Origin of the sequence: Cellvibrio sp., from assembly GCF_039207905.1 — a bacterium.
Lineage (GTDB): Bacteria > Pseudomonadota > Gammaproteobacteria > Pseudomonadales > Cellvibrionaceae > Cellvibrio.
This window is the reverse complement of the sequence record NZ_JBCECX010000008.1, coordinates 82626-98614: the sequence shown is the minus strand read 5'-3', so window position 1 is coordinate 98614 and position 15989 is coordinate 82626. Positions and strand designations below refer to the sequence as shown.

Below are 15989 nucleotides of genomic sequence, written 5' to 3'. Positions count from 1 at the left end.
ATGATACCGGGGTCGGCCAATTGCGGACATATCAACTAACTGCATGCAGATAATAAAAGCAATCCGACGCACCAGATTGCCTTAGCAGCAAACTTCATATTACGTATTATTTGCAGAAAGATTTTCCTTAAAAAATATAGTTAACTTATCAAATGGAATCACATCAAGTTGATCGTACAGATCAACATGGTTTGCACCTTTAATAATCATTAACTCTTTCGGTTCAGTCGCTGCTTTATAGGCAGTCTCGCTGAAATAACGCGAATGCGCATTTTCACCGTGGATAAGTAAAAGCGGGCGCGGTGAAATTTCATCAATGTAACTAAGCAATGGCATATTCATAAACGATAGTGGATTTGTAATCGTCCAGGCACTATTTGAATTAATGGCTCGTGGATGAAAACCGCGTTTTTTTGATTTGTAATATCCCGCATACTCCAAAATAAATTGTGGTTCACCACCCTTTAATTCCAGAGACACAGGACCAAGTTCAGGTTTGTTATTTTCTGCATCTTTCCATCGTTGCTGCCCTAACTGTTCCAACGCCTTTGTGCGCTGCTCTTTAGTCACACTGTCATTGTAACCTTTAGACATCACACGGGACATGTCGTACATAGTGCTCGCCACAACCGCTTTGATACGCTTATCTACAGCAGCCGCATTCAATGCCATTCCACCCCACCCACAAATTCCGATAACACCAATTCGCTCACGATCAACCGATGGGAGCAAACCAAGGTAATCTACCGCCGCACTAAAATCTTCGGTATTGATATCTGGAGAAGCTACATGGCGTGGCTCGCCGCCACTCTCACCGGTATATGAAGGATCGAAAGCCAGCGTGACAAATCCTCGTTCCGCCATCGTCTGCGCATAAAGTCCTGACGATTGTTCTTTAATTGCACCAAAGGGACCGCTCACCGCAATCGCCGGCATTTTTCCACTGCCATTTTTTGGTTGATATAAATCGGCAGCCAGTGTGATTCCGTAACGGTTTTTAAACGTAATTTTTTTGTGATTAACCTTTTCACTTTTTGCAAAAGTTTTATCCCATTTTTCGCTGAGCTTTACTGTTGAGTCAGCCAATGCTGGTGTTGCAATTGATGAGGCAACACATGCAGCGGCGATGCCAGCCCCCGTCATTTTTAGCATATTGCGACGATCTACATTTGGAATATTGTCTGCTGATAATTGCGTTGTTTGTTCGGGATGATCATTCATGCTTTTGCTCCTGTTGCTTAATCATTGAGAAAATATGTTTTGTGTTAATTACGGAGAGCTTGTCGAACGCGAGGTAAGGAATATCACCGCCGCTGAAATCATCAAAAGCATTGCGCTGGCGATGAACGTACTTTGATATCCACTGTAATCAAACAGCAGCCCGCCGATGGTGGAGCCAAGTGCGATGGATAACTGGACTACTGCAACCATCAGTCCGCCTCCGGCTTCTGCGTTATTCGGGAATGTGCGCGCAACCCAAGCCCACCAGCCCACGGGGGCGGCGGTTCCGACTAATCCCCACACGCACAGCAGCGCGACTACCGCCGCCACCCAGTTACCAAGCGCAATCAAGGAAATGGCTATTACAGCCATTAGTAGAGGGATGCCAATCAACGTCTGATAAAAGCCGCGCTTTAGTACAGCGCCAATCAAGACGGTACCGACAAAACCAGCGACACCAAGCACCAGCAATACCAACGTCACCGTGGAGATGTCTGCCTTGGTAACACCTTCCAGAAACGGCCTGATGTAAGTGAACAGCATGAATTGGCCCATAAAAAACAATCCCACACCCACCATGCCAAGCGTGACCAAGCGACTACGGAACAGTTTGAAAACGTTGCCTGACACTTGCGTGTTTTTTTGAGCGTGCATTGAGGGAAGGCTGATCCACTGCCACACAAAGGCAATTATCGCCACCGGTACCAAGCAGAAAAACGCACCACGCCAACCGATAACAGATCCGAGATAAGCTCCCAGAGGAGCGGCAATCACCATTGCCAAAGCGTTACCACTATTGAAAATCGCCAAAGCGCGCGGCACTTGTTCAGTCGGAACCAAACGCATTGCAGTTGCGGCAGACATCGACCAAAAACCACCAATCACTACACCGATTAATGCACGACCCAACATGTAAGTGAAATAAGTTGAGGCCAGCGCAATAATTGCGCCGGATATTCCCATCATCACCGTTAATGCGAGCAGCAATGTTTTTCGATTCATATTTCCGGCAAGTGAGGAAATAAAAAGGCTATTAATCAAAGCAAATGCACCTGAAATGGCAATACCTTGTCCGGCCATCCCTTCGGTTACTCGCAAATCTGTCGCTAATGGCGTAAGCAAGCTGACGGGCATAAATTCGGATGCCACCAAAGCGAATACGCACAGCGTCGTAGCGAGCACGCCACCCCAATGCGCAGGCTGGTAATCACTCGGAGCGAGTGCAGTTTCGAGTTGGGAAGTGGTTTGAAGCGTACTCATAAAGCGAAGATTTTCCGTTTGCCTAAAGATCAGGTTCACATAGTGGCGGATTTTCATTCCTTTGATTAGCAGGCATAATCTTTATGTAGTTGTGAATAAAATTCATTAATAGAGGTGTTCGTAGTGAATAACAAAATGGATGACCTTCAGGCTTTTCTGGTCGTAGCACAGGAGCAGAGCTTCACGAAGGCAGCCGCAAAACTGCGTGTAACACCATCAGCTTTGAGTCATACCATCCGGGCACTGGAGGAAAGATTGGGGGTTCGCCTGTTGGCCAGGACGACCCGAAATGTCTCACCAACTGACGCTGGCGACAAGCTGATGCGGTCAATCGGGCCACTGTTCGATCAAATCACGGAAGAGATAGAGTCACTGGGCGAGCTACGGGATAAACCTAAAGGCAGTATTCGCATTACCTGTACAGACGATCAAATTGAATTATGCCTGCGCTCCAAACTTTCGGCCTTCGTGAAAGAGTATCCGGAGATTACGCTGGAGCTATATGTGGATTACGGCTTTACCAACGTGGTGGAAGCACGATTTGATGCAGGAATACGTTTAGGCGAAGCTATTAGCAAAGACATGATTGCAGTCCCCCTTGGCCCGGACTGGCGATTAATTGTGGTAGGTTCGCCCGCGTATTTTAAGCAACACTCTATTCCGGAAACGCCGCACCAATTGGCAGAACATACGTGCATCAATATCCGACACAGACCAACTGGCTCTATTTACGCGTGGGAATTCGCAAAAGATGGACGAGCATTTACTGTCAAAGCCGAAGGACGGCTTGTGTTTAACAGCATCATGCATGTACTTAATTCGGCAATAGATGGTATTGGTCTCGCTTACGTACCCGAGGAGTTAGCTGCGCCTTTTCTTAGAGATGGCACTCTCCAATCTGTGCTAACCGAATGGAGCCCGTATTATCAGGGGTATCATCTTTATTATCCCAACAGGAGGCAAGCATCCCCCGCCTTTTCTGCATTTGTTGAAGCATTTAGATATCGAAGCTAGCTTATCTTCTTCACCGATATATTCGCTCTAAAAGTGAGCATCAAGAGCAGATGTTGGACACACCCCATTAAACCGTTAAGAGATGCCAGACAGCAGTAATCATCTTGTTCTAAACCAACCCGCATAAATTTTCTCTTGTAAAATTTACCCCCACCTTTTGACTTAACCGTTGATGAAATAAAAATCCACATTCCATCAAGTGTCACTACTTTTGAAGTAAACCACATGTAAAATGTAGTTATCATCTTCTTTTCATTTTGCTCAATGAGCACCTGGGTTAATGTTATATTCTTTACCAATCAAATCATCAGGGAATCTTTCAGCCATTTTTCCCTCTGAAAATTCAGAAGCAGAATCAAATCTATAATTGTTTGCAAGTTTTAATGCCATCTCCCAATGTCGAGATTCGTGTCCAATTGGACAACCTTCCAACTCCCATATTTTGTATGCCAGATCTCTAACATTTTGATCGGTGATATTCATTTCAACCCCTCCATTTAAAATAGAATTACAAGATAAAAAATCTGTTGAGCACTAATTAAAGACCATAACATCATTCGCATAATAAAAAATATTTTTTAACTTAAAAAAAGCATTCGACGTCATAAAGATAGATTTAGATGCCTATATTTAAAAATACGAAAATTTAAGTCACTTCAAACCTCTAACATAAAAATCTATATTTCATAACGTTACTCAACGCACCGATGCTTCCTCTAAAAGGAAGCATATTTAATTTTTTATGGTTTAGTTTTCTATTAAAAATTTAATTATAGATTTCTACAAATAGAGAGGCAGCTATGAAAGCAGTAGTATTTCACGGCATCGGCGACATCCGGTTAGAAAATGTGGCTGAACCGAGAATCGAAGAATCAACTGATGCCATCGTTCGAATTACGGCTTCCGCAATTTGTGGGACCGATCTTCATTTCGTACGAGGAACTGTAGGTGGTATGAAGAAAGGCACGATTCTGGGACATGAGGCTGTGGGAATTGTGGAAGCTCTAGGGGCTGATGTGCGTAATCTCCAAGTAGGTGATCGCGTGGTCGTGCCTTCAACTATCGCTTGTGGAAATTGCTCGTACTGTCGCGCCGGATATTATTCTCAATGCGATAACGCGAATCCACATGGTAAATCAGCTGGCACTGCATTTTTCGGAGGACCTGAGAACACCGGGCCTTTCCACGGACTGCAAGCAGAAAAAGCACGCATTCCATTTGCAAACATAGGACTAATAAAATTACCGTCAGAAATTTCCGATGACCAAGCAATTTTACTGTCCGACATTTTTCCGACAGGTTATTTTGGAGCTGAGCTGGCTGAAATTAAAACTGGAGACACCGTCGCAGTATTTGGCTGTGGGCCCGTGGGGCAATTTGCCATTGCAAGTGCAAAAATCATGGGCGCCGCTCGTGTTTTCGCGATAGACAAACACCCTGATCGCTTGAAAATGGCGCAGGCACAAGGTGCAGAAATTATTAACTTTGAACAAGAAGATCCGGTAAGCACACTACAACGACTCACCCGAGGAATTGGTGTTGACCGGGCAATAGATGCTGTCGGTGTAGATGCAGAACACTCGCATCAACACGGAGGAGATCAACAGACGCCAGAAACCCTTGAGCGATTTGAAAAAGAAGTAAAAGAAATTGCCCCGATTTCTGCACCCGATGGAAACAATTGGCACCCAGGTGATGGCCCCAGCCAAGTTTTGTATTGGGCAGTAAACGCTTTAGCTAAAGCGGGTACCCTTGCAATCATCGGAGTTTATTCCGAAAAGTCCACCTCGTTTCCAATCGGAATTGCGGTTGAAAAAGGACTGACCATCAATATGGGCAATTGCCATCATCGCAAATATATCCCCACACTAATTGATCTCACCGTCAGTGGAAGAATTGATCCCAGCAAAATTCTTACGAATGTCGAGTCTCTAAGCGATGTTATCGAAGCATTTAAGGCATTTGATAGACGGGACAATGGTTGGATTAAAGTTGAACTTCGCGCTCAAGAAACAGATTCGTCGAATTAAAATTTTTCTCACGCATATTTAGAACTAATGGTTCAAATGAATCAATGAAAGGAGAAACATGATGAATGCAACTGACCAATACACAATGCAAGATCCTCGTTTTCAATATCAGCTACCTCACGCAAAACCAGATCCATCTCAGCCTGACCCTGCCTTGGATACTTTGCTAAAACCGCAAGCGGATCATGGAGAAGACACTTATCGTGGCTCTGAGCGTCTTGCCGGGAGAAAAGCGTTGGTTACGGGCGCAGACTCAGGTATAGGTCGAGCAGTGGCAATTGCTTTTGCACGTGAGGGAGCTGATTTAGTCATCACTCATCTTCCCAGTGAAGAAATCGATGCAACTGAAACATTAAGGCTAATCGAAAAAACGGGTCGAAAAGGAATTTGCATCCCCGGTGATATTACTGACAAAAGTTTTTGCGAGGAGTTGGTAAAGGGAGCTGTGGAACATTTGGGCTCTATTGATATATTGGTCAACAACGCCGCTAAACAGCAATACATTGAAGAACTCGAAGATATACCATCGGATGACTTTCAAGAAGTATACGCAACGAATGTTTTTGCAATGTTCTGGATAACCAAAGCTGCTGTCCCACATATGCCCGCAGGCGCCAGTATTATTAATACAACCTCGATACAATCTTACCAACCTTCTCCTGGTTTATTGGCCTATGCATCAAGCAAAGGTGCCATCACTGCTTTTACTAAAGGATTAGCAAAAATGCTCATTAAAAAAGGAATCAGGGTCAATGCTGTCGCACCAGGGCCAGTCTGGACACCTATACAACTAAGTGGCGGACAATCTGAAGAAAAATTGGAACACTTTGGTGAGCATGTACCTATGGGAAGACCGGGGCAACCCGCTGAAGTGGCTCCCGCGTTTGTTTTTCTTGCCTCCCAGGAATCAAGTTATATTACTGCTGAGACAATTGGGGTAACCGGTGGAGCTCATTTACCCTAAATTAATATATACAACACAAGCGCGGTAAATCCCGCAATCATTTTGATTGCGGTCATCCAGACAACAAAGTTCAATGCATGAGGATCACCTTACTGCGTAGTGACCCCCTCTTATCGAAGTCACATAAAAATTTGTGATTGCTGTAGATCATTCGGAAATTTAAATCTTTCTCTACAAAATAATCATCAATTTAGAATAGGCGAATATTTATGAACGAATATATTTCACAACCGGGTTGGTTAATTGGATTCATCTTGCTGATAGTCATTCTGACTGTGATTGCGATTATCCATACTCATGCTTCAAAAAAAGATCGCGTTAACAGAACTGAACGTAGCACCATCGAAAATAGTGTTTCCCTGGAACCGCCGAAGGAAAAGCAAAAAATTGACTGACGAAGACCTCTTGGCGGCTCAACTCATATCATATTTCATTAATGTGTGGGATGATCTTCTGCAACTCACTAAAGACGTGATTGTAATTCATTAAACCAGAATTCACCTTTACAACGATGCTTCCACCCAGCCCTACTATTAATCCATTCGAATCGTATTCAGCAGATAGATGAAATATTTTTACCTGCGGAATGTTCCTAGTGTGGAAACTGATGTGCTCAAGCTTTCCACCGGCAGAAAAGTGCGGACAAGCCTCAAGATAGCGATTTGTCGCAGCTAACGCGTCGGTTACGCATATTATCACTTGGTCTTTTAAGGGTAAGACCCCCATAGCTTCCTTCATTGTCATACTCATTTGTCACGTAACGCTATGCGCAGCTAATAAAGATCAACTGCATACCGGTTTTTAAATATAAGTTCAGATGAGTATTCGTTACGAAAACCAAAGAAAAGTAGATCACTTTCTTTAATTATTATTTCGAGATTTTTTGTCGTCACGCAGGAGACTTTTGAACATTTCATACATGTGATAAATAGTCCAAACGAGACACCAATCCGGCACGAGAAGAAAAGGCAACAGCAATTTATTTAAATTTTGTAATGAAATGAGGACGAGCCAGTGAAAATTGCTACCTATAATGTCAATGGAATTAACGCGCGTCTTAACGTGCTTGTCCGTTGGCTTAAAGAAGAAAGTCCTGACATCGTCTGCCTACAGGAATTGAAAACGCCGCAGGAAAAATTTCCTGAAAGCCTGTTGTTGGATTTAGGATACGCATCCATCTGGCACGGCCAGAAAAGTTGGAACGGCGTAGCGATACTCTCAAAAGTAGGACTTCCCTTGGAAGTTAGAAGATTTCTTCCAGGTGGCGAGGAGGACATGCATAATCGGTATCTGGAAGCAGCAATAAATGGGATGGTTATTGGCTGCCTCTACACGCCCAATGGAAATCCTGCGCCAGGCCCCAAATTCGATTATAAACTTGTCTGGATAAAAAGGCTTATCGCTCATGCTCAAACCCTGGTGAATCTCAACGCACCTGTGATTCTGGTCGGAGATTACAATGTAATTCCAACAAACAAAGACGTTTACAAGCCAGAAAGATGGATTGGCGAAGCTCTATTTCGGCCAGAAGTGAAAGAAGCATTTGAAGTTTTGAAGAGTCAAGGTTGGACAGACGCGATACGCGAACAGCATCCAGATGACGACATTTATACCTTTTGGGATTACTTCCGCAATGTATTTAAACGCAATGCGGGTCTACGCATCGATCATTTGTTATTAAATAAGAAAGCAAACACACGTCTCTTGGATAGCGGAGTCGATGTGCACGTAAGGGGCTGGGAAAAGTCCAGCGACCATGCACCGGTGTGGATAAGCCTCAAATAATTGGGCTCACCTAAAGGATATGTTTTGAGGCGGGCTCGGGCGAGCGCTGTAGTCTCCGAAAAAATGATTGGCAGCTGTAATCATACGAAATATACACTCCTTATTGATGGTTAAACACGATCACTCACGATATGCCTGTGGAATATTGCTTATTAGCGCTAGCGTGACTGCATCAAGCTTTCCGCTGAAGAAGCGATCAATTGCATGTTTAAAGATTTTTTCCGAAGGTGCAACGCAAGAAAACAGTGTCAGACATGACTTCAACTTTAACGCATCCAGTTCTCCTAGTACCGATGTAGCATCATCAGAATATTGACTCTCCATTGCTTCGATTGACTCCTTAAGGCGCGCACCTAAAATTGGATGAGCTAAATATGCGCGCGCTTCATCTAATCCAGTTATTCCATAAGTCTCAGCCATAGCGCTTCGCCCCAATCCCTTGAGCTGAGGAAATATATACCAAATCCAGTGAGTCCTCTTTTTGCCTAATCGAAGCTCTTGTAAGGCACCCACGTAATCATTTTCCTGCGCCAGAAGAAAGCGAACTAAATTAAAATCCTGCTGCACTATCAGATCCTCTAAGTGTCCTCGAATGTATTCAACAAATTTTTCCAGTTGCAAAGATCAACGACATCAAATTCAACATGACTGTCGGCTTTAACGACACTCCTGAGGCTAAAGCCGCAGCCAATCATAAAAATGTACGATTACACACAGATAGTTTGGGTTAATTAGGCAACACTTCATCTTGAGCGGATGATTGCTTACTGTCATTGTTACTTACGAAATTCAATATATCTATTTTCACAGTGAGATATAACATGAATCAAAAAAGATCCATAAAACCGATTGTTGTGTCAGGGGCAGTTTTAATTTTAACTTTTTTGATAGGTTTTGTGACCGGCGGAATACAAAAAACCTATGATCCTGAAGACTGCAACAACACGATAAATGAACAAAAAAAGGCAAACCAATCTATTAATGAATAGTCGAGAGGTGTTCAAAAGTGACTTCCAAAAAAGACGAGAATTACCAACAATCAAACCCTGCCAAATCTGGTCCTGCCGAGCGCATGACTGGAGGTGATTTAACAGACGATATTGAAATCAATGATTCTTGCGCACCATATAAGAAGAGTAAACATTGTGGAAAAGAACCAGATATAAATTCTCCTAGACCAAGGGAAGCCGAATTGAAAGATACCCCTTGAGCAATATGATCCAATAATTACCACTTCATCTACATAAGAGGAATTGAGCAAGCAACTGATTGTGTGCATTAGGAATATTCACAATGGCATATTCCGCAGCGGATCTCATAACCGTTTCTCTATCGCCATTAAATTTTTTAGTTTGAGTGAAGACTTTTGTAATGTGATACATTCGAAGTGCATAAGCGAAACAGATAACACCACCCAATTCGTCATTTGATTCTGCCTTTCCAGTTACAGCAATCGCAAAATCAGCACCGCTACGATCCAACGCCCCTAAAGCCATTTCCTGGGCGACCTCCTCGCTGGTTAAACCAAATGCGTCCATCGTCTGTAGGTCGACACCTAAGCAATAGTGTTTGGCCTTTTCACTATATACGACATAGCCAATCTCAAGTACGGCCCCGCATCCTGGCGTAGTAGCAAGCAATGAAGTAACCATACCGGCAGTACAGGACTCAGCTGTAACGAGCTTGTACTCACGCTCACTCAAGAATTTAATGATGGAAGAAAAATCAGCCATGGCCTCTCAACTCTGTTCGTCACTTTTTGATACGAATATTAATTCGTACTGCCATTACGCCATTTGTCCCACCAATAAATCTTGACCCCCTTGATCCAGGCGGCGGTATATAAAAAGCTAAGCGCGAATATTCCCCACTGCTCCGCCTGATAAGTTGAATAAAACCAGAATGGCTGGCCGGCCATACCAAATAAGCATGCAAATCGCCTTCTTGATTCGCATGCATCTTGACTTAGCCAGACAGCCAATACACCGGTAATTACAATTATTATTTGGGAGACCATTATTTTCTCTGCAACTAACTCATGGGCGAAGCACTACTTTTCGGCACGTATCTTCTTTCTCATTAAAAATGCGGTACCCTTCAGCAGCATCCGCCAGTGGCAAGCGATGGGAAATAATAATGTCCGGTTTTAATTCGCCAAGAATAATGCGCTCTAACAATTTAGGTAGCACAGCTTGTACATGCGTCTGACCAGACTTGAAGGTCAGGCCTTTCTCGAACGCATCGCCAAATAAAAATCCATGGATAAAACCTGCGTATACGCCAGGCACACTCACGATCCCACCCCGTCTTACTGACGCAATACATTGACGCAACGCTGCGCCGCTACTACCTTCCAATTTTAACGCCGTCAGTGTGGACTCAAGAGCACTTCCCTTTGCCTCGAAGCCTACCGCATCGATTGCAGCATCGACTCCTCGATGCCCAACAGTTTGCTCGATAATTGCTTCAGCGGGATCATCGACCTCATCAAAATTGATCGGGATAACACCATAATGCTGACGGGCAAATTCCAATCTATATGAGTGATGATCTACCATGAAAATTTCTGCTGCTCCTAACAAGCGCGCACAAGCAGCAGCCATCAACCCTACAGGTCCAGCACCAAAAATAACTAGCGTGCTACCAATTGACACTCCTGCATTAACAACCGCTTGGTAGCCAGTTGGCAAAATATCGGACAGGAACAACACTTGCTCATCATCCAAGCCATCCGGAATTTTGAATGGGCCAACATTCGCTTTGGGTACACGGACATACTCCGCTTGCCCACCGGGAACACCACCGTACAAATGACTGTAGCCAAACAACGCTGCGCCGCTAGGTGTCTGCTTTTTATTTAACAGCGCACCTCTGGCCGAATTAGTTGTCTCGCATGCTGCATGCAAATTCATTGCGCAAAAAAAGCAACTGCCACAGGCAATAACGAATGGAATGACCACCCGATCTCCTTTGTGAAGATGAGTGACTGCTGAGCCTCGCTCTTCGACAACTCCCATGAACTCATGACCAAAAATATCACCGTGTTTTGTTTGAGGAATTTTTCCGCGATATAAATGTAAGTCTGATCCGCAAATAGCGGTGGCGGTGACTTTAAGAATAATATCGTCCTGTTCCTGGATAACTGGATCAGGAACATTATCTACTCGAACATCTTTACTACCATGATAGGTCAATGCGCGCATACAGCCTCCGAAAAGTTGCATTAATAAGTGGCAATAAGACGGCATTACAACAACGTGCGCTGTTCGTTAACCGACAATGCGCATCAATTTTTCGATGCGGCATTCAAAAACTAATGTAAAAGTTACAGAAAATTTAAAATTTACTCTGTGAAAAAAAAATAGCAGGCCAAAATTAATTCAAGAAATCACAATCACACGTGGGTCGATGAGCCTGCTTATAGATTGGTATCCACATTGCAGGTAAATACTTTTACAGCGAGGTTTCTGTGATGACTGACATGGCGAGACAACATATCCGGGATTGGCTAGTCGACGCCCATGCGATTGAAGTGCAAGCAGAGAAGCTATTCTCCGGCCATGCAGATAAACTTAATGCGCACCCGGAAATACAAAAGAGGCTACATTTTGAGATTAATTACGCGACTGAGCATAAAGTGTTGCTGTCTATTAGAATGCAACAGCTAGGCTGCAATAAATCTCTATTGAAAGATATCGAAGGCAAGCTATCTGCTAAAGTTAAAAACTTTTCGGGAATAGCAGTGAATGACGAACCAGTTAAAGTAATTCTTACGTTGCACAGCTTCACACAAATGGCTATCGGATCATATCAAATCCTCATTGCCGCCGCTTTAGAGCTAAATGATAATGAGACGTTAACAGTCTGCAAGACAATTTTGAACCGAGCTCAAAGCAGAGCAAATTGGATTGAAGAAGCGTTAGCTTATGTTACGCGATTATTCATTTTGAACTCAGAGTAGATTGTTCCACAATCTCCTCTAAAATTTTACGCTCTGCGGCTATTTCTGACGATGTACGAAATCCCATCCGACGCAAAATTGGAAGTGGAGGACACCAGCCTTGTAGCGCATGCTGCAACAGAAAAGCTCCAACCAGAAGAGGAATCACAAAAAATGCAGTACTCACTGAAAATCCAAGTAAACAGGTAATCACGATAAGGGTAGATGCATTTGTTTCTAACGCCCGTTCAATATCCCATTCACGATCAAGCTGCCTAAGACGATTAGGTATTCTGGCAGGGTTATTTTTGTAGAATGATATGGAACGCTGGGTATCCTCCTCAATTTTACGATTTACCTTATCCGACGTATGCTGGGATACACGATGGGTTGTATCAGGCAGGCGCATGGCATATCTCCTTTAAATAAAAATCCCTCTGTCTAAGAGGGATTTTTAGCATGACGAACTTTAGTTTTTAATAGTCAGGTCTTGGTACTGACTACCGTAATAGCTGTGGACATTTTTAGCCCAAGTCTCATCCGCCATATCTGGCCAATCATCCTTGTCAAATCCAGGCGCATTTTCAAGGCGCTCTTTGCTGACATCCAGAATAAAGCGCTTATTTTCTGTATCCAGAGTTAATGCACTCCAAGGTACCGCAAATAATTTTCCACCCAAACCTAAAAAGGACCCGAATGAAAGTACGGCATAACTAATTTTCCCATTAGCAACGTCGAGCATGATTTCTTTAATGTCGCCCAGATTTTCTTCAGCGCGGTTATAAACGTCATTACCGTTTAGAGTGTCCGCTCCCATAAGACGAGGACCAGGGCCGTTGCCATTAATGTGCAATGGATTTGTTTTATAAATACCATAGGTGTCACGAGTTTCGTAGTTCATAATTGATTCTCCTGTATGACTAACCACACCGATTATTTTTACGATGCAGATTTGGAACTTATAAATTACGCGCTGAATAATTGGTTATCTGTACGTCAGCTAACGTTTAACCTTCTAATTAAAAAAACAATGATCTTTCAGCCATCCCCACTGATATAGAAAGCTCATGCATTTTATTTTTTACAAAGCAGGCTATTTTATTTTTAAAAGATAAAAATTAATATGCGCTGACGTCTCAACCACTTCAGGATATGATTTCACATCATTATCCATATTTATCAAATGTTATCTAAGGACACTAAAGGGCCTTTGCATGGAGAACATTAGTAATCCTCCGCCCAGCTCCATCGCATTCCTATCAGGAGGCGGAGTCATGGGTGGACTTATGCGCAATTATGATTGGGAAGGTTCTCGCCTGGGCTCTCCTCAATCCTGGCCGTCAACGCTCAAAACAAGCTTGCGCCTACTCCTTACAAGCAATCATCCGATGTTCATCTGGTGGGGTCCTGAACTTATCCAGTTTTATAACGACGCATATCTTCAAACAATGGATGCGGGTGGAAGACATCCAAGTGCTTTGGGTCAGCGCGGCCGCGAGTGTTGGGAAGAAATCTGGGCGATCATTGGTCCACAGATCGATTATGTGATGTCCGGCCAAGGCGCTACCTGGCATGAAGAACAGTTACTTCAAGTCACTCGTCACGGGGAGTTACATGATGAGCGTTGGACATACGGGTTCAGCCCGATTGAAGATGATTCCGGTGTACATGGCGTTCTGGTTGTTTGCAATAATGTTACCGAGCAACATCAAGCTCGCGAAAAACTTCAGCAACTTAATCAGCAACTCGAAGAGGAAATTGAACACCGCAAACAAGCCGAAGCTCGCCTTGCACTACAGCATCAAGCCGAATTAAATCGCGAGCAAGAACGCAGTCATCATATTCTCAGGACGTTGAAGGATGGGTTCATGTTGATGGATCGTAATTTCTGCGTCCTTCAAATAAATGCGGCGGGTCTGACGATGAATGCAATGTCGGAAGCTGATGTTATTGGACGCGCCCATTGGGACATATGGCCTGGCTCAGAAAATCTGGAGGTGGGCGACACCTATAAATATGTGATGCGCGAGCGTCAACCTGCGAGCCTTATGCGCTGCTATGAACTCGCAGCTAAAAGAATATGGCTCGACATTTATGTCTATCCCTATGAAGAAGGGATAGCAGTTCTTTTCCGTGATATAACCCACCAAATAACGACCGAGCAAAATTTGGCAGCACTGAGTTTTGAATCAGAGCAGCGAAAACGATTTTACGAAACATTCCTTTCGCACACACCAGATCTTGCTTATGTTTTTGATCGCAACCATCGTTTCATTTATGCCAATGCCGTGCTGCTTAAAATGTGGGGAAAAACCTGGGAAGAAGCAATTGGAAAAAATTGTCTCGAATTAGGTTATGAGCCTTGGCATGCAGAGATGCATGATCGTGAAATTGAACAAGTTATCGCAACAAAAAAACCGGTAAGAGGTGATGTACCTTTTAATGGCGCATTTGGTCGCCGTATTTATGATTACATTTTTGTTCCCGTGTTAGGACCCGATGGCGAAGTAGAAGTTATCGCCGGAACAACACGTGATGTTACCGAGCGTAAAGAACATGAAGAAATGCTTCAGCAGCTAGCCAATGACCTTGCCGAAACTAATCGCCGCAAAACTGAGTTCCTGGCCACACTGGCCCATGAATTACGCAATCCTTTAGCGCCAATCCGGACCGGATTGGAACTCATGCGAATATCGCAGCCAAGTCCGGAATCGCACAGTAAAGCGCTTGAAATGATGGGGCGACAGCTTAATCAATTAGTCCGACTAATTGATGACCTGCTTGAAATTGCACGCATCAATAGCGGAAAAATAGAACTAAAAAATCAACGTATCGATTTCACATCGATTGCGACTATGGCTATTGAGGCGGTGCTTGCGCAAATAGAATCAGCAGGACACAAACTGGAAATCCAAATTTGCGATGACACTATCTGGCTTGACGCCGACCCTGCCCGCATCGCTCAAATATTAAGTAATCTACTCACTAACGCTATTAAATACACGCCAACTGGCGGTCACATAGTTTTGAAAGCATGGATTGAAGATAGTTTTGCTGTCATATCCGTGATCGACAACGGAATTGGTATTCCGCATGATGCACTTGAACAAGTGTTCGATATGTTCACGCAGATCCCCAAAAATAAAAACCACTCACAAGGCGGCCTTGGGATTGGTTTATCACTTGTACAAAGCTTGGCTCAAATGCATGGGGGCTCTGTAATAGCAGAGAGTGATGGCGACGGTAAAGGAAGCACTTTCACACTAAAATTGCCGATTGCTGAAGGTGAGGTGATTCTTCCAACTCCAACTATCGCGCAAATAGACCATGAAACTCATGCAAATAAATCACTACGAATACTCATAGCAGATGACAACCAGGATGCCGTCGATACGCTATCGAAACTTCTATCGTTGCTAGGCCATCAAGTAGAAATCGCGTATGACGGCGAACAAGCACTTAACCTTGCTGCCGCAAAAAATTTTGAATTAGTAATCCTAGATCTCGGTATGCCAAGTTTAAACGGTTATGAAGTAGCTGAAAAAATCAGGAGTATTCCCCATTTGCGTGAAACGATGCTGGCAGCATTAACAGGATGGGGCAGCGAAAATCATCGGGATAAAACCAAAGCAGCAGGCTTTGATGCACACTTGACCAAACCAGCAGCCATTAATGAAATAAACCAGTTAATTTCGCTGGCATCTGGTTTTTAATAAAGTCAAAAGCTGAAGCAGCAGCAACCTTCTCTGAAAAACAAGGCTGGAAAAATTATTTA

At 43.7% G+C, this 15989-nt stretch carries 18 protein-coding genes; 9 read left to right on the top strand and 9 right to left on the bottom strand.

What is annotated here, in order from left to right:
* Positions 1-99: 99 nt before the first annotated feature.
* Together AAGC78_RS06595 and AAGC78_RS06590 are read right to left on the bottom strand one after the other, a co-directional pair.
* Entirely contained in the window at positions 100-1221 is a 1122-nt protein-coding gene (locus AAGC78_RS06595; RefSeq protein ID WP_435783259.1) for an alpha/beta hydrolase, read from the bottom strand.
* A 48-nt stretch (positions 1222-1269) separates the two neighbouring features.
* Positions 1270-2481 carry an MFS transporter gene (locus AAGC78_RS06590; RefSeq protein ID WP_435783258.1) on the bottom strand — a complete coding sequence of 404 codons (1212 nt, stop codon included), beginning with the start codon at positions 2479-2481 and terminating at the stop codon, positions 1270-1272.
* Between the two features lie 123 nt (positions 2482-2604).
* Between AAGC78_RS06590 and AAGC78_RS06585 the strand changes: the two genes are divergently transcribed.
* On the top strand, positions 2605-3495 hold the full coding sequence (locus tag AAGC78_RS06585; RefSeq protein WP_435783257.1) for a LysR family transcriptional regulator: 891 nt from the start codon (positions 2605-2607) through the stop codon (positions 3493-3495).
* Positions 3496-3756: 261 nt separating this feature from the next.
* Here the strand turns inward: AAGC78_RS06585 and AAGC78_RS06580 are convergent, their stop codons facing one another.
* Positions 3757-3978: a DUF2934 domain-containing protein gene (locus AAGC78_RS06580; protein WP_435783256.1), complete on the bottom strand. Its 222-nt coding sequence runs from the start codon at positions 3976-3978 to the stop codon at positions 3757-3759.
* Between the two features lie 317 nt (positions 3979-4295).
* On the opposite strand from AAGC78_RS06580, the gene AAGC78_RS06575 reads away from it, so the two are divergent.
* The 3 genes from AAGC78_RS06575 to AAGC78_RS06565 all read left to right on the top strand — a co-directional run bounded on the left by AAGC78_RS06575 (position 4296) and on the right by AAGC78_RS06565 (position 6884).
* Positions 4296-5525 (top strand): zinc-dependent alcohol dehydrogenase, encoded by a 1230-nt coding sequence (locus tag AAGC78_RS06575; protein WP_435783255.1) that lies wholly within the window; start codon positions 4296-4298, stop codon positions 5523-5525.
* Positions 5526-5583: 58 nt separating this feature from the next.
* A complete protein-coding gene (locus AAGC78_RS06570; RefSeq protein WP_435783254.1) occupies positions 5584-6489 on the top strand; it encodes a glucose 1-dehydrogenase in 906 nt (301 codons plus the stop codon).
* 209 nt (positions 6490-6698) lie between these two features.
* Positions 6699-6884 carry a hypothetical protein gene (locus AAGC78_RS06565; protein WP_435783253.1) on the top strand — a complete coding sequence of 62 codons (186 nt, stop codon included), beginning with the start codon at positions 6699-6701 and terminating at the stop codon, positions 6882-6884.
* Positions 6885-6912: 28 nt separating this feature from the next.
* Here AAGC78_RS06565 and AAGC78_RS06560 read toward each other — a convergent pair whose 3' ends face one another.
* On the bottom strand, positions 6913-7227 hold the full coding sequence (locus tag AAGC78_RS06560) for a hypothetical protein (RefSeq protein ID WP_435783252.1): 315 nt from the start codon (positions 7225-7227) through the stop codon (positions 6913-6915).
* Positions 7228-7503: 276 nt separating this feature from the next.
* Between AAGC78_RS06560 and xth the strand changes: the two genes are divergently transcribed.
* Positions 7504-8274, top strand: a complete 771-nt coding sequence (xth, locus tag AAGC78_RS06555; protein ID WP_435783251.1) for an exodeoxyribonuclease III — start codon at positions 7504-7506, stop codon at positions 8272-8274.
* Between the two features lie 120 nt (positions 8275-8394).
* Here xth and AAGC78_RS06550 read toward each other — a convergent pair whose 3' ends face one another.
* Positions 8395-8841 (bottom strand): DUF1810 domain-containing protein, encoded by a 447-nt coding sequence (locus tag AAGC78_RS06550; RefSeq protein ID WP_435783250.1) that lies wholly within the window; start codon positions 8839-8841, stop codon positions 8395-8397.
* Between the two features lie 254 nt (positions 8842-9095).
* Here AAGC78_RS06550 and AAGC78_RS06545 point away from each other — a divergent pair, with 254 nt between their 5' ends.
* Positions 9096-9263 carry a hypothetical protein gene (locus AAGC78_RS06545; RefSeq protein WP_435783249.1) on the top strand — a complete coding sequence of 56 codons (168 nt, stop codon included), beginning with the start codon at positions 9096-9098 and terminating at the stop codon, positions 9261-9263.
* A 17-nt stretch (positions 9264-9280) separates the two neighbouring features.
* Positions 9281-9484, top strand: a complete 204-nt coding sequence (locus tag AAGC78_RS06540; protein WP_435783248.1) for a hypothetical protein — start codon at positions 9281-9283, stop codon at positions 9482-9484.
* A gap of 25 nt (positions 9485-9509) precedes the next feature.
* Here AAGC78_RS06540 and AAGC78_RS06535 read toward each other — a convergent pair whose 3' ends face one another.
* Entirely contained in the window at positions 9510-10007 is a 498-nt protein-coding gene (locus tag AAGC78_RS06535; RefSeq protein ID WP_435783247.1) for a CinA family protein, read from the bottom strand.
* A 303-nt stretch (positions 10008-10310) separates the two neighbouring features.
* Positions 10311-11477 carry a zinc-dependent alcohol dehydrogenase gene (locus AAGC78_RS06530; protein WP_435783246.1) on the bottom strand — a complete coding sequence of 389 codons (1167 nt, stop codon included), beginning with the start codon at positions 11475-11477 and terminating at the stop codon, positions 10311-10313.
* Between the two features lie 269 nt (positions 11478-11746).
* Here AAGC78_RS06530 and AAGC78_RS06525 point away from each other — a divergent pair, with 269 nt between their 5' ends.
* The gene (locus AAGC78_RS06525; RefSeq protein ID WP_435783245.1) at positions 11747-12235 is read left to right on the top strand and encodes a DUF892 family protein; all 489 of its coding nucleotides are present in this window, start codon (positions 11747-11749) and stop codon (positions 12233-12235) included.
* On the opposite strand, the gene AAGC78_RS06520 is transcribed toward AAGC78_RS06525, so the two are convergent.
* Both AAGC78_RS06520 and AAGC78_RS06515 read right to left on the bottom strand, forming a co-directional pair.
* Positions 12216-12623, bottom strand: a complete 408-nt coding sequence (locus AAGC78_RS06520; protein WP_435783244.1) for a hypothetical protein — start codon at positions 12621-12623, stop codon at positions 12216-12218. The genes AAGC78_RS06525 and AAGC78_RS06520 overlap by 20 nt on opposite strands.
* A gap of 60 nt (positions 12624-12683) precedes the next feature.
* Positions 12684-13115 carry a PRC-barrel domain-containing protein gene (locus AAGC78_RS06515; protein ID WP_435783243.1) on the bottom strand — a complete coding sequence of 144 codons (432 nt, stop codon included), beginning with the start codon at positions 13113-13115 and terminating at the stop codon, positions 12684-12686.
* 373 nt (positions 13116-13488) lie between these two features.
* On the opposite strand from AAGC78_RS06515, the gene AAGC78_RS06510 reads away from it, so the two are divergent.
* On the top strand, positions 13489-15927 hold the full coding sequence (locus AAGC78_RS06510) for a hybrid sensor histidine kinase/response regulator (protein ID WP_435783242.1): 2439 nt from the start codon (positions 13489-13491) through the stop codon (positions 15925-15927).
* Positions 15928-15989 lie beyond the last annotated feature (62 nt).

Bases quoted from the DNA above. Each gene is read 5' to 3' on its own strand.
- AAGC78_RS06595 (WP_435783259.1), bottom strand. From the start codon at position 1,221: ATGAATGATCATCCCGAACAAACAACGCAATTATCAGCAGACAATATT.
- AAGC78_RS06590 (WP_435783258.1), bottom strand. From the start codon at position 2,481: ATGAGTACGCTTCAAACCACTTCCCAACTCGAAACTGCACTCGCTCCG.
- AAGC78_RS06580 (WP_435783256.1), bottom strand. From the start codon at position 3,978: ATGAATATCACCGATCAAAATGTTAGAGATCTGGCATACAAAATATGG.
- AAGC78_RS06575 (WP_435783255.1), top strand. From the start codon at position 4,296: ATGAAAGCAGTAGTATTTCACGGCATCGGCGACATCCGGTTAGAAAAT.
- AAGC78_RS06570 (WP_435783254.1), top strand. From the start codon at position 5,584: ATGATGAATGCAACTGACCAATACACAATGCAAGATCCTCGTTTTCAA.
- AAGC78_RS06565 (WP_435783253.1), top strand. From the start codon at position 6,699: ATGAACGAATATATTTCACAACCGGGTTGGTTAATTGGATTCATCTTG.
- AAGC78_RS06560 (WP_435783252.1), bottom strand. From the start codon at position 7,227: ATGAAGGAAGCTATGGGGGTCTTACCCTTAAAAGACCAAGTGATAATA.
- AAGC78_RS06545 (WP_435783249.1), top strand. From the start codon at position 9,096: ATGAATCAAAAAAGATCCATAAAACCGATTGTTGTGTCAGGGGCAGTT.
- AAGC78_RS06535 (WP_435783247.1), bottom strand. From the start codon at position 10,007: ATGGCTGATTTTTCTTCCATCATTAAATTCTTGAGTGAGCGTGAGTAC.
- AAGC78_RS06530 (WP_435783246.1), bottom strand. From the start codon at position 11,477: ATGCGCGCATTGACCTATCATGGTAGTAAAGATGTTCGAGTAGATAAT.
- AAGC78_RS06525 (WP_435783245.1), top strand. From the start codon at position 11,747: ATGACTGACATGGCGAGACAACATATCCGGGATTGGCTAGTCGACGCC.
- AAGC78_RS06520 (WP_435783244.1), bottom strand. From the start codon at position 12,623: ATGCGCCTGCCTGATACAACCCATCGTGTATCCCAGCATACGTCGGAT.
- AAGC78_RS06515 (WP_435783243.1), bottom strand. From the start codon at position 13,115: ATGAACTACGAAACTCGTGACACCTATGGTATTTATAAAACAAATCCA.
- AAGC78_RS06510 (WP_435783242.1), top strand. From the start codon at position 13,489: ATGGGTGGACTTATGCGCAATTATGATTGGGAAGGTTCTCGCCTGGGC.